The 14,294-nt window shown below is 37.0% G+C and carries 8 protein-coding genes; all 8 read left to right on the forward strand.

The annotated features are described in order from the left end of the window. Positions 1–152 precede the first annotated feature (152 nt). The 8 genes from FNN09_RS16205 to FNN09_RS16240 all read left to right on the forward strand — a co-directional run bounded on the left by FNN09_RS16205 (position 153) and on the right by FNN09_RS16240 (position 14,288). On the forward strand, positions 153–2,495 hold the full coding sequence (locus FNN09_RS16205; RefSeq protein ID WP_143303470.1) for a DPP IV N-terminal domain-containing protein: 2,343 nt from the start codon (positions 153–155) through the stop codon (positions 2,493–2,495). Positions 2,496–2,687: 192 nt separating this feature from the next. Continuing rightward, positions 2,688–5,948 (forward strand): glycosyl hydrolase, encoded by a 3,261-nt coding sequence (locus tag FNN09_RS16210; RefSeq protein ID WP_143303472.1) that lies wholly within the window; start codon positions 2,688–2,690, stop codon positions 5,946–5,948. Positions 5,949–6,131: 183 nt separating this feature from the next. Continuing rightward, positions 6,132–6,869 carry a hypothetical protein gene (locus FNN09_RS16215; RefSeq protein WP_143303474.1) on the forward strand — a complete coding sequence of 246 codons (738 nt, stop codon included), beginning with the start codon at positions 6,132–6,134 and terminating at the stop codon, positions 6,867–6,869. 52 nt (positions 6,870–6,921) lie between these two features. After that, complete coding sequence (locus FNN09_RS16220) at positions 6,922–9,315, forward strand: mechanosensitive ion channel family protein (RefSeq protein WP_143303475.1); 2,394 nt, start codon at positions 6,922–6,924, stop codon at positions 9,313–9,315. 72 nt (positions 9,316–9,387) lie between these two features. Then, entirely contained in the window at positions 9,388–10,641 is a 1,254-nt protein-coding gene (locus tag FNN09_RS16225; RefSeq protein WP_143303477.1) for an MFS transporter, read from the forward strand. A gap of 535 nt (positions 10,642–11,176) precedes the next feature. Further along, complete coding sequence (locus FNN09_RS16230) at positions 11,177–12,088, forward strand: YitT family protein (protein WP_143303479.1); 912 nt, start codon at positions 11,177–11,179, stop codon at positions 12,086–12,088. A gap of 101 nt (positions 12,089–12,189) precedes the next feature. Beyond that, entirely contained in the window at positions 12,190–13,170 is a 981-nt protein-coding gene (locus FNN09_RS16235) for a LacI family DNA-binding transcriptional regulator (RefSeq protein ID WP_143303481.1), read from the forward strand. A 149-nt stretch (positions 13,171–13,319) separates the two neighbouring features. Further along, complete coding sequence (locus tag FNN09_RS16240) at positions 13,320–14,288, forward strand: type I phosphomannose isomerase catalytic subunit (protein WP_143303483.1); 969 nt, start codon at positions 13,320–13,322, stop codon at positions 14,286–14,288. Positions 14,289–14,294 lie beyond the last annotated feature (6 nt).

Consider the following 14,294-nt stretch of genomic DNA (forward strand, 5'->3'; position numbering starts at 1 on the left):
AACTAATGTTGAGTAAAATAAAGCATACTTATGCACTTAAGCAATTAATTAGCTTCTTATAAAAAATCAATAAAACAAGGATACGAAAGAAATATCATATCTAAGTACTAAAAGAATTCCTACATTCGTGGTTCACACGTTAATTTATTATTATGAAGCATTTACTCCTCACCCTCGTCTGTATTGGAACATTAAGTTCCTTTTCTGCAACTGGACAACAAGCTAATTTTGAGCAAGCCAATAAATTCACAAAAAGTAATGTTGAAAAATACATTGGCTCCAGTCGTGTTAATCCAAACTGGATTGAGAACAGCCATCTATTCTGGTATAATTACAAAACATCTGATGGTAATTTTTATTGGTTGGTTGATCCTGAAAAACGAACTAAGAAGCCTTTATTTGATAACAATGACTTGGCTAGCAAAGTAACGGCAATTACACACAAACCATACAATGTCAATGATCTACCACTTAAGAAAATTGAGTTTGAGAAAAATAGCAAATCCACTTTTACCTTTGAAATGGATGACCTTAAGTTTAAATACGACATTGCCAGTCAATGGGTATCTAAAATTGACACAGTAAAAAAAGAAACCAAGGATAGTTGGAAAAGCTATTCTCCTGATAGTACTTATATCGTATTTGCCCGTCAACATAATTTGTACATGATGCGCTCCAACGATACCGATAGCACAGAAACACAATTGACTACCGATGGGGAACGTTGGTTTAGTTACCAAAGCAAAGGTGGCGATACCACTTCTGACAAACGTTTAAAAGCCTGGGTCTCTTGGTTTAAAGATGAAAAAAAGTTCTATACCGTTCGCTACGACTCGCGCAAAGTAAAAGAGATGGCCGTCATCAATTCGGTTGCCAATCCACGACCAACCGTTGAAACCTACAAATATGCCATGCCCGGAGATGAAAACATCAGCATTCCACATCTTCAGATTTATGACTTAGCCTCAACTACCTGGACAAAACCTGATTTGGATAAATGGAAAGATCAAAGCATTCGTACATACCGACCGTCTAAAACTTCAGACAATCTTTTCGTTATTCGAAAAAAGCGTACCTGCGACGAGTTGGAACTAGTAAAAGTCAACACCAACACGGGTGATGTTACTCCACTTTTTAGTGAGAAGTCAAAACCTTACTTTAACGATCAGATGAATCAATTGCACGTTATTAACGAAGGCGAAGAGTTCATTTGGTGGTCGGAGCGCACAGGCTGGGGTCAACTGTACCGATATGATGCAAACGGGAAGCTTAAAAATCAAATTACCAAAGGGAATTATGTAGTGGGTAAAGTTGCTCGAATTGATACTCTATCAAATACCTTGTACTACCCAGCCTATGGAAAAGAAAAGGGTTTTGATCCTTACTACGATATTTATTACAGCACTAAATTTGATGGTTCTGATACAAAAATTATTACCCCCGAAGAAGCCAACCATCGCTTTAGCATGCCAAAAACGGATAAACATGCTAATTACTTTGTGAATAATTTCTCAAGAGTAGATCAGGCCCCAAAAGCAGTGGTACGCGATAAAAATGGTTCTGTTGTGATGGAACTGGAAACAATGGATCTTTCACGCGTTAAAGAGCTTGGATGGACATTTCCAGAGAAGTTTGTGGTTAAAGCAGACGATGGAATTACAAACCTGCACGGTGTTATCTGGAAACCTTTTGATTTTGATTCAACGAAGAAGTATCCTGTTATTTCCTATGTATACCCTGGCCCACAAACCGAAGCTGTAGTACGCGACTTTACAGTAACAGCCCGTTATAATACAGCCTTGGCTCAACTAGGCTTTGTAGTGGTATCGGTTGGACACCGCGGAGGCAGCCCTAAAAGACACAAATACTACCATACCTATGGATACGATAATTTACGCGATTACGCCCTTAAAGATGATATGTTTGCTCTAAAGCAATTGGCTAATCGATACGATTACATCGACATTAAAAAGGTTGGTATTTTTGGTCATAGTGGTGGTGGATTTATGTCTACAGCAGCCATGTTTGCTTATCCTGATTTTTACAGAGCTGCAGTTTCTTCAGCAGGTAACCACGATAACAACATCTATAATAAATGGTGGGGAGAAACGCACCACGGTGTTAAAGAGGTAAAAAAGAAGATTAAAAAGAAAGAGGAAGAGCAAAAGGACTCAACTCAGGTATCAACGCCAGAGGATGAATACGAAATTAGCTTCAAAAGTAAAATACCAACCAATCCATCAATTGCTAAAAATTTAAAAGGGCACCTGATGTTGGTTCATGGAGAAATAGATAATAACGTACATCCTGCCAATACCATGCGGGTTGTAAAAGCATTAATGGATGCTCGTAAACGTTTCGATTTTATGATAATCCCTAATGTACGTCACGGTTTTTCGCAATACTCACCATATTTCGAAAAAATGATTTGGTACCATTTCTCTGAACACCTTTTGGGAGATTACAGAAATAATGTGGATTTAGATATTCCATAAACCAATAGTTGTTTAAGACTTATTTGCGCCCCTCTTCAATTTTGAAAGTGGGGCGTTTTTTTGCTTATAAAACACAAGTCACAAAGCACTAGCATTAATACGTTATCAGAAAACACCCCCACTTAACAACTAACTTACAGATATTTATCCTATATTGAACCTACATTATCACCAAACATCAACACATTAACTATGAAAAGAAGCAGAACTAAAGGACTCATCCTTTCTTCAATGCTGCTAATTCTGTGTTTACCACTGGCAGCCCAATCCCTATTAAACGACACCACTTTTACTGGACTAAAATTTCGAAACATCGGCCCTGCCCTCATGTCTGGTCGCATTGCCGATGTAGCCATTCACCCCACAAACGATAATACATGGTATGTGGCAGTTGGATCCGGAGGTGTTTGGAAAACTACCAATGCCGGAACTACCTGGCAGCCAATTTTTGACCAACAAAACGTTTACTCAACTGGTTGTCTTACCATCGATCCATCGAATCACCACACCATTTGGCTTGGTACTGGCGAAAATGTTGGAGGCAGGCATGTTAGCTTTGGCGATGGCATTTATAAGAGTGATGACGATGGTGCCACATGGACCAATATGGGTTTAGCATCGTCGCAGCACATTTCAAAAATTATTGTACACCCCACTAACTCAGATGTTATTTGGGTAGCCGCTCAAGGGCCACTTTGGAATGAAGGAGGAGAAAGAGGTATTTACAAATCGGACGATGGAGGCAAAACTTGGAAACAAACATTGGGCGACAATGTATGGGTTGGCGCCACTGATTTAGTAATTGATCCGCGTAACTCAAAAGTATTGTATGCTGCAACATGGCAAAGACACCGTAACGTAGCGGCTTATATGGGTGGAGGCCCGGGAACTGCCATTTATCGTTCTGATGATGGTGGCGAAACCTGGCAAAAATTAAGCAAAGGACTTCCAACAGGGAATTTGGCTAAAGTAGGTTTGGCCATTTCACCACAACAGCCCGATATAGTGTATGCTGCCATTGAGCAAAACCATCGAAAAGGAGGAGTCTATCGCTCTTCCAACAAAGGTGCATCATGGGTAAAAATGTCAGATGCCGTTTCTGGAGCTACAGGCCCTCATTATTATCAGGAGCTATACGCCTGTCCATACCAATTTGACAAACTCTATCTCGTTGATGTTCGTATGCAAATATCAGAAAACGGTGGTAAAACCTTTAAGCGTATGTCGGAAAAACACAAGCACTCGGACAATCATGCCATAGCTTTTAAGGCCGATGACCCAAACTACCTTTTGGTAGGAACAGATGGCGGATTATATGAAACGTTTGATGCGACAAGAAATTGGCGATATGTATCCAACCTCCCTGTTACACAGTTTTACAAATTGGCTGTTGACGATGCTGAGCCTTTTTACCACATTTATGGAGGTACGCAAGATAATAACACCCAAGGTGGCCCATCAAGAACAGACAAAGCAAATGGCATTACCAATGCCGATTGGTATCTTACCTTATTTGCTGATGGTCATCAGCCCGCAACTGAACCAGGCAATCCGAATATTGTCTATTGCGAATGGCAGGAGGGTAACTTGGTTCGTGTGGATAAAACAACTGGCGAAATCGTTCATATTCAACCGCAAGCTCTAAAAGGCGAACCCTTTGAACGCTACAACTGGGATGCACCAATTCTTGTGAGCCCTCATCAGCCAAGTCGAATCTATTTTGCTTCACAACGTGTTTGGTGCTCAAATGATAGAGGAGATAGCTGGACACCAATATCGAAGGATTTAACAAAGAACCAGGAACGACTAGCCTTACCAATTATGGGCTCTACCCAAAGTTGGGATAATGCCTGGGATTTCTTTGCTATGTCAACCTATAATACGATCACTTCGTTGGCTGAGTCGCCAATTCAAGAAGGACTACTTTATGCAGGAACCGACGATGGACAAATCAGTATCAGCGAAAATGCTGGTGCCAACTGGAAAACAATATCTGTGAGCAAACTACCAGATGTACCTGAAACGGCTTTTGTAAACGATATTAAAGCCGATTTATATGACATCAACACTGTTTATGTGCTATTGGACAACCATAAGTATGGCGATTTCAAACCCTATATTTTAAAAAGTACTGATAAAGGAAAATCGTGGAAATCAATCGCTGGAAATCTTCCTGATAAAACACTTGTTTGGCGATTTGTACAAGATCATGTAAATCCAAACTTATGCTTTTTAGGAACAGAGTTTGGCTTATACTTCACTATTGATGGAGGCGAACAATGGCTCCAATTGAAAGGCAATATCCCAACAATATCATTTAGAGACATAGCCATACAACGAAGAGAAAATGACTTGGTTGGCGCTTCTTTTGGTCGTGGTTTTTTTGTGTTAGATGACTACTCAGCCTTAAGGCATATCTCTGAAGAACAATTAAACGAAGAAGCAACCCTCTTCCCTACCCGAAAAGCACTTCGCTACATACCACGACCAGGCATGACAATGCGTGATAAAGGATCGCAAGGAGCAGCCTTTTTTAACGCTCCAAATCCTGAATTTGGTGCCGTTTTTACTTATTATTTAAAAGACGACTACCAGATGCTTAACAAGCAAAGGCAGCTAAAAGAGCAAGAAATAACTAAAAAGGGCGATGCCGTAGCTTTCCTAGGGTGGGATCGTTTATCAGCTGAGCATAGGCAAGATACACTCAAACTTTGGCTAACAATTAAAAACGAAGAGGAGCAGGTAATTAGAAGACTCAGGGCTCCATCAGGCAAAGGGTTTCATCGCCTAGCCTGGGATTTACGTTATGCTCCGCTTCAAACAATCAACATTGACAAACAAGAAACCAGGCGCTCTGTAGGCTATTTAGCGCCATCTGGAAACTATACCGCCACCCTTTCAAAAGACGAGGATGGTAATATTACAGATTTATCTACTTCAATAAGTTTTGAAGTTGTTCCACTTTACAAGGGCCATCTTCAAAAACAAAGCGAAAGCAGTATTGATAGCTATATTCAGGATCTTCAAAAGGCACAGATCGAACTATCAGCCATCAACACAACTGTAAGAAAAGCGTTTAAGCAAATTGAAGCTTTAAAAGTATCGGCACAAAATTCTAAACTTGACATTGGCGAACTTGACACCAGGCTATTTGAGCTTAAACAGGAGCTATACGACATTGAAGAGCAACTGTTTGGTGACGCCAACAAAAATTTGGTTGGAGAAAAGAATAAACCGACCATCAACAGTAGGTTAAGTGCCGCATCAACCAATGTTTATAATAACACTTATGGACCTACAGCCACCCAGCGCCAAAACTTAGTCTATGTTCAAGAAGATTTGGCCGAGTTAATGAACAAGGTTTCACACATTACTGAAGTCGATTTCAGTGAAATTATGAAACTATTACTAACTAATGGAGGCCCATGGGTAGATGGCATGAGTTTACCATAAAAAAATGTGCCAAAGCTATTTTATTCATTACAAAATCCCTTAAAGACGATATAAAACTCTCTTTAGGGGATTTTGCTATTGTAATTGGTTTAAACAAGAAATAATATTACAGCATCAACATGAACACTAAGCCCTAGGAGTTGGTTTAAGTAAGAGTAATTAACCTCATATTACCCACCTACTATGATTATAGCACTATTAATTAAATTATTATTAGGCGGAGGTCAAGACGATTTTTTGATTCCTCCCATTGAGAAATATTGCAAAAAGCACTTGGATGAATCTTCAAAAAACATCGTTATCGAAACGCTTGATAAACACGAAGATGATTCTAAAGAGTTTTTTAAGAATTTTGAAACAGAAATAAAAGAGTTTCAAAAAAAACGAATGGCTGGTAATGTGAGCGAAAGTGAATTTGATGTTTTTTATTCTATCAACTTAAAAGGCCATAAAACATTAGATAGTCTTTCACTCACTAGGCACTTTATTATTGTTGATCAATTCACCGAAAAACAATGGCAAGATGCGTTAACTGATATTGATAAAACTTTAAAAAGGCAGCAAAAGAGCTTTGAAAAAAAAAGGTCAAAACTTAACAAACGTATTAACAAACTCCACAACAAGGTAGAAAAGCACATAAACAAACATGGCATGAATCCTTCGGCCAGGTTAATTGTCGCAAGTTTTGAAGAACATCTCAACAGAACATTAGATGAATTTAGCGAAAAACAAAAGGAGCGAAATGCGTTGTTAATCAACTACAACACCAAACAATCCGAAGTTATTCAACTTAATGATGACAGATATGCTATTCGAATGGCCTTTAATATGCATTTCAAAAAAACCTACTTCGACTTAAAAAATATCTTAACAAAAAATGAATGGCAGATGATTAGTAAACAATTTAATTCCGTTTTGTAGACTTTTGTTTATTTCTGTGTTATTTTAAGTTGCCAAACAAAAACCGTTAACAATGAATCGTTCCAAATTTATTTTATTGCTGTTCGTCGCCACGTGTAGTCATCTTTTAATGGCACAGGAAGAAATTATTCAGCCGACTGACACAATCGTAGAACACAGTGTTGACCTTATAGAAATACCAAGTAAAAGTGCTTCAACCGTATCTAATATCAAAAAGCTAAACAAATCCTTACTTACTAATAAGCAAGTTGATAAAGTCAAAAGTACCAACATGTTAAACCTGGCTTTAATCGACAGCCTTTTTATGCTGGAAAGCAAAGTAGATTTAAGCATCTTTAATAAACGTCACCTACTCAATAAAGAAACCTATTGGAAGCAACGACTTGATCAGGTGAAGGGGATAGAGTCGGAAATGATTGATCGCTTAGAAAAAATTGAAACAATCAATAGTGAGGCCGAAGCAATTGATAAAGTGTGGCTTGGCATTGATAAGCAATTAAGCGAAGAGGAACGTGACAGCGTAGTGAACGTGAATATTCAACGCGTGATGATACAAAAAGATAGCTTAATAGAGAAGCTAATACATCAGCGTGGTGAGTTTTTAGTAGTTCAGGACAAAGCCATATCTAGTGCCACAAATATTACATCTCAATTAGAAAGATTTGAGCAGAAAATAAACGATGAAGAGACAAATATTTTTGCCAAAAGTGATATTCAATTTAGAGAAATATTTAAACTACATAATTACAAATCAGCCACTCAAGTACTTAAAAAAAATCTCTCTATAGAAAGTAAATTATTGGCTGATTATATGGCTAGTAACCGCCAAAATATATTTATTTTTTGTCTTATTTTATTTGGTGGCATATTCATTTTCAGACAAACACGTAAGTCAATCCTCACAAATGATATTCAAGAGGAAGGCTATTACAAAGTTCAGTTTAAGAAACTTTTATCGGCTTACAAAAGCACTGCATTTGTGCTAATTATATGGTTATCTGTACCCATATTCCCCAATCAACCTTTATTATTTAGCGATATTATTCAAATATTAATTAGTATTCCTTTGGCTATTCTGCTTTATCGACTTGTTGATAAATGGTTGTTTTTAAGTGTTGTTATTCTATTCTCACTCATTTTTGTACAGGTTTTTGTGAACTTGTTTCCACCTAACCACATGGTCTATCGCTTTTTTCTCTTCATCGCTGCCGTGTTGGAAATATTTGTTTTGGTAAAACTGTTCTTCCTCTATAAAAAGAATCCTTTTAAAAACAGATTAGCCAATAACCTAACCAGCAATCTTCTACTAATATCAATTTTTGGAGCCATTGTGGCGCTTTTATTAGGCCTATTGGGCTATATCGTACTGGTGGAACAGTTTGTCAATATTATTTTATCCAACACATTTAGTATCGCCTTGCTATTTGTTTCGATGCTTATTGTTATTGGTATTATTGAACTACTGTTTGATAAGATGAATAAACAGAAATATAAGGTTCTGGAAGTATATGGCGATAGCACTAAAAAACGATTAATTTGGTTTGTTGCTACACTAACCAAAATCATAGCTATTTTAACCATTTTGGGTAGTGTTAACTTAAAGGATATCGTATATGATAGTGTTGTTGAGATGATATCCTACCAGTTTGTAATAACAGAAACCTTTAGCTTCTCAATCGGAAGAATAATTGCTTTAATCCTTATTATTTCATTTTCAATTTTTGTGGCTAATGTTATAAAAATAACATTGGAAGAAGATGTCCTGAGCAAGACTAAACTAGGTAAAGGTCTTCCCCACACCATTGCCCTTTTGGCTAAGTATTGTTTAATATTAATTGGTGTTACTTTTGCTATATCAACAGCCGGCTTACCAATGTCAAATTTTGCAGTTTTAATTGGTGCCTTTGGTGTTGGTATTGGTTTTGGTCTTCAGAATATTTTCAATAATTTGGTCTCTGGCCTTATTCTACTATTCGAGCGCCCAATAAAAATTGATGACACCATAGAAGTAGGACAGTTATTGGGTAAAGTTAAGTCTATTGGAATTCGTTCAAGCATTGTCAGAACCTTTGATGGTGCAGAAGTGATTGTACCTAATGGACAATTAATTTCTAACGAAGTAATCAACTGGACTCACTCCGATCAAATTCGTCGTCATGAAATATTTGTGGGTGTAGCTTATGGTTCCGATGCTAAACAGGTTAAAGCTTTGCTTGAAGAACAAATTAAACTGCACGAAGATATACTTCAATACCCTGAACCTATGGTATTATTTATCAACATGGGTGAAAGCTCACTGGATTTCCGTTTACTTTTCTGGATTTCTAAAATGAGTGAAGGGCTTAGAATAAAGAGTGAAATGACAAAAATGATCTATGAAGCTTTAAATAAAGAAGGCATTGAGATACCATTTCCACAGCGCGACATACACATTATTAAAGATTAGACATTCAACTCATTTAACAAGCTTTATGTATACTAATACAAACTCTCATTACTTAAATTAAAGCACAACTGGGTGGAAGTGATTAAGAATAAGCAGTACTACAAATTTTGTTTCTACGGCTTTTTTAAAAACATCAGGTTATTTGATCCCTTTCTATTGATGTTTTTTATAGATAGAGGTGTCAGCTTTACCGAAATTGGTGTTTTATATGCTTTTAGAGAAGTTACAATTAACTTTTTTGAGATTATATCTGGCCTTATCGCTGATGTATTTGGCCGACGAAACGCACTCATAGGTGCATTTATTGCTTATATAATTAGTTTTATCCTATTTTATTTAATGGGTAATTTTGCTGGTTACCTCTTGGCATTTTTCTTTTACGGATTGGCCGACTCTTTTCGAACAGGCACTCATAAAGCAATGATATTAACCTACTTAAAAAACGAGCATCTTCAAACACTAAAAACTCAATATTACGGTCGCACCAGATCATGGTCGCAACGCGGTGCTGCCCTTTCCTCATTGATAGCGGCCATTATGGTATTCTTCACGGGTGATTACGCCCTCATGTTTGTACTTACCATTATCCCTTACCTGTTCGATCTCATATTACTAAGCACCTACCCTGCCTATTTAAATGGCGAAAGTATTAAACTCAGCAATTCATTTTGGATAGATATAAAAGAGCGGTTTGGCGATTTATTTAAGGCCTTTAAAAATAAAACTGCCCTCAAAACCATTCTATTAACAAGTAATTTTACAGGCTATTACAAGGCCACCAAAGATTACATTCAAATAATTGTCACAAGCATGGCAATGGGCTTGGTAATTCACCAGAACATCACAGATGAGCAAAACATAGCCATATACATGGGCCTAACTTATTTTATCCTATTCACTCTTTCGTCAATAGCTGCTCGTAATGCATATCGCATAGAAAAAGCATTCAACTCATTGGGGAAAGGCATTTTTGGGCTTCAAACAATCGCCTATTTATTGGGTGTACTTTCAGGCCTGTTTTTCATTATGGAATTCTTTATGTTAGCCCTTATTTGTTTCGCTTCCATCTACTTAATTCAAAATTTCAGAAGACCAATGGCGGTTAGTTATGTGAGTAATCAGTTTAATGACAATGTTATGGCCAGTGCCTTATCGGTTGAATCCCAAAGCGAAACCATGTTTGCCGGTATTATCGCCTTTGTGCTAGGCCTTTTTGTCGATGCCTTAGGTTTAGGACTTGGTTTTGCTATTGTATCCCTCCTATTAATTGTTTTGTCAATTGGTTTAAAAGCTCTGCAGACAAAGGAGCCGCGCGCTTTCAATTAACATTCCTCTGGATTTAATTTACCACACTCGCTCATCTAACAAATAATGTCATATCATCAATGTTGTCATAATAAATTCTATCATTTGGTCTATCTGCCCAAACCGGACTTACTTTTTGTTCTTGATCACAAAAACTAAGGAAAAAAGATCAAGGCTACTTTTTAAATATCTTTCTTATTTATCTCAAACTTAAGTGCGGCCGGGTGATCTTTGAACAAGTTCTCAGCTTCCCGGTCTCTCTAAAGCTTTTGATAAAACGTAAGCTATTTAAAAGAGAGTCCATAGTTTACAGCGTTCAAAATACCAAGTTTAGAAAAAACACATATAAACAACTTAATTTGAAATAATTGCGTTCATATCAAAAAAACCTTTAGCACGCGATTGACTTACCATCTACTTTTTAAACAGAATTTGCCTAACGTTCCTTGCAGCAAATGAAAATAATTTCAAATCATGAAATTTATCATTTCCCATTAATCAAGAAGAAGCCAATTTTGCGCGATTTTTTGCATGAACACAAAAATTTAACAGCGTTATGTCTTTTATTACAAAGGAGAAGTTTTTATCCAAAGATTGGTTTGTTACTTATGCATACATATTGCTTGGTAGCTTTTTATTCGCGGTGGGCGATGTATTATTTGTTAACCCCTACAAATTAGCCCCGGGTGGAGTTTATGGTATTGGTAACTTTTTATACCATACGTTTGGTTTTAAAATTAGTTTATCGGTACTTTTTATGGAAATACCATTACTCATAGTTGGAACCATAATTTTAGGCCCCCGATTCGGTATCAAAACATTGATAAGCACATTTTTAATAATGGGCTTTGCATACATGTTTGAAACACATTGGTGGGGTTACGAGGCCTTTTTACCTAATGATCCAATGCTAAATGCCTTAGTTGCCGGTATCATTTATGGTGTAGCCATTGGTTTAATTTTCAAATCTCGCGCAACATCAGGTGGTTCAGATATTATTTCAATGATTCTGAATAAGTACACGCGCATGTCCTTGGGTAAGTTGGTAATTATTGTTGACGGATCAATTACCTTGTTAACATTGTTTATGCCAAGTGAAAGTGGTATCGACTGGACTTTACCAATCTATTCATGGTTAATTATCTTCATCGAAGGTAAAATTATTGATATGGTTATTGATGGATTAAAGGTCAACAAAACCCTATTCATCATTTCAGATAAAAGCGAAGAGATACAAAGTAAGATTTTGAACAACCTAAAAAGAGGTGGTACTGTATTTGCCGCCAAAGGGATGTATGAAGGTGTTGAACGAACAGTTATTTATACAACTATTACACGTCGTGAGTCAACCATATTACTTAATCACATTGCCAAAATTGACCCTACGGCCTTTGTTAATGTAATTGACAGTAGCCAAATCCATGGTGAAGGTTTTAAAGCCATTGACTCAGAAAGTGAAGGTCATTAAAAAATACTTTATTTCGATTCAAGCGCTCCATAAACGGAGCGCTTTTTTTGTATCATTATTTTCGACTATCTTCGCACTCTAACCGGTTTAGTAAAACCATAATGAAAGCATCGTTAAAAACCATAGCAGAACAGTCGGGAGTTTCTAAAACCACCGTATCATTTGTATTAAATGGGCGAGGCGATGAAAAAAACATCAGTTCAGAAACACAAAAACGTGTGCTTGACACGGCCCGTCAACAAAACTACCAGCCCAATCAACTGGCTCGTAGTTTAAGTCTCGGACGTTCTTTCACTATTGGTTTTGTGGTGCCCGATATCGCCAATCCTTTTTTTAGCAAGATGGCTAGGCTAGTAGAGCAATATGCCGAAGAAAAAGGATATTCAGTGATGATGGCAAGTACTGGTGAAAAACCTGAAAAGGAACAACTCATTCTCGAATCATTCAGGAATCGTCAGGTGGACGGCATTATACTTGCTCCCACCTGCCAAGCAAGTCTTCAATTCAGTAAGCACTTGCCTTTAGTTTCTTTTGATAGAGTTTTTAAGTCAGATGATCAAAATTTTGTTGATATCAATAATCAGGAAACAGCTCAAAAGTTAACTGAAAGTCTTATTTCCAGAGGGCATAAACATATTGCATTATTCACCATTAGTTCTCATCTACCCAATATTCAAGAGCGCATTAAGGGCTATAAAACAGCTCTGCAAAGCAATAACATCGAATTTGATGAAGACTCGATTTTTGAAATAAGAAAAGAACACATCAAAGCAGATGTTAACGCAGCTATACACCAGCTACTTGAAGCTAAGACTGTAAGCAGTATATTATTTTTAAGCAATGTACTTACAAGCGAAGGCATCTGGAGTGTCAACAAAAATTATCCAAATAAAAAAGAAAACCTGCAGTTTGCAAGCTTTGATAATTTAGAACTATTTGATTTTGTAGAGCCTAGCGTTATTTCTGCCTTACAACCAAGTGATGAAATGGCAAAAAGAAGCGTTGACATGCTGCATTCACAAATTGAAAACAACAAAACAGTCACAAATCATTGTCTTTCAACAACAATTATAGAACGATAATTTTTTACCTCTTTACTAAAACGGTTAACTAAAAAATGAAGACTTTACTTGCTAACAAAACAACAATATAAATTGTAAATACCATTGATAATAGCAAAGGCATGCATGCTTTTGCGATAAATACGTTAAACTAATAAAACCATAATACAATGTTATATCCATTAAAGTTTACGCCCATATTGAAAGAAATGATTTGGGGAGGCAAAAAAATTCCAAGCACTTTAAATATTGACACACCTGATGATGTTAAGATTGGTGAGAGCTTTGCTGTATCAGGACTAAAGAATGATTTATCGGTGGTGAGTAATGGTAGCCTTGCCGGCAATAATATGCTTGATTTGATCGAAAAGTATAAAGGGCAATTATTGGGCGAAGAGGTATATCAACAGTTTGGCACCAATTTTCCTTTGCTTATTAAGTACATTGATGCTAACGATGATCTATCGATTCAAGTGCACCCTAACGACGAGTTGGCTAAAGAAAAACATGATTCATTTGGCAAAACAGAAATGTGGTACGTTATGGCTACAGAAAAAGATGCTTCATTAATTTCGGGATTCTCACGAAAAACCGACACCTCGGAATTTGATAAGCTTCATTCAAGTGGCCGCCTAATGGAATTAATGCAAAAACACACTACCGCAGAGGGAGATGCCTTTTTTATTCCGGCTGGAAAAGTTCATTCGATAGGAAGTGGTAATTTAGTGGCAGAAATACAACAAACATCGGATATCACCTACCGCATCTACGATTTCGATCGTAAGGATAAGATGGGTAATTCGCGTGAGTTACATCATGAATTGGCCATGGATGCGATGAATTTTACTGATGATGAGTCAGGCAAAGTAAATTACCAGAATAAAGAAAACACATCCAATCAAATTGCTTCGTGTCAGTATTTCACGACGAATATGCTGTGTGTTAAAGGAAACGTATCAACAGACTACAGTGAATTGGATTCATTTGTGATATTAATGAATGTGGGTGGAAGCTGCCAAATTAGTGCTGCCGAAGTGAGCATTGAGTTAAATGAAATGGAAGCGGTTTTGATTCCTGCCTCACTCAATCAAGTAGTACTACAGTCAGATGAAGCTAAAATTCTAGAAGTATATATCTAAGGACAT

The sequence above is a fragment of the Carboxylicivirga sp. M1479 genome, assembly GCF_007097485.1.
Taxonomy (GTDB): Bacteria; Bacteroidota; Bacteroidia; order Bacteroidales; family Marinilabiliaceae; genus Carboxylicivirga.

Coding starts and splice junctions, on each gene's coding strand:
- FNN09_RS16205 (WP_143303470.1), top strand. CDS start 153: ATGAAGCATTTACTCCTCACCCTCGTCTGTATTGGAACATTAAGTTCC.
- FNN09_RS16210 (WP_143303472.1), top strand. CDS start 2,688: ATGAAAAGAAGCAGAACTAAAGGACTCATCCTTTCTTCAATGCTGCTA.
- FNN09_RS16215 (WP_143303474.1), top strand. CDS start 6,132: ATGATTATAGCACTATTAATTAAATTATTATTAGGCGGAGGTCAAGAC.
- FNN09_RS16220 (WP_143303475.1), top strand. CDS start 6,922: ATGAATCGTTCCAAATTTATTTTATTGCTGTTCGTCGCCACGTGTAGT.
- FNN09_RS16230 (WP_143303479.1), top strand. CDS start 11,177: ATGTCTTTTATTACAAAGGAGAAGTTTTTATCCAAAGATTGGTTTGTT.
- FNN09_RS16235 (WP_143303481.1), top strand. CDS start 12,190: ATGAAAGCATCGTTAAAAACCATAGCAGAACAGTCGGGAGTTTCTAAA.
- FNN09_RS16240 (WP_143303483.1), top strand. CDS start 13,320: ATGTTATATCCATTAAAGTTTACGCCCATATTGAAAGAAATGATTTGG.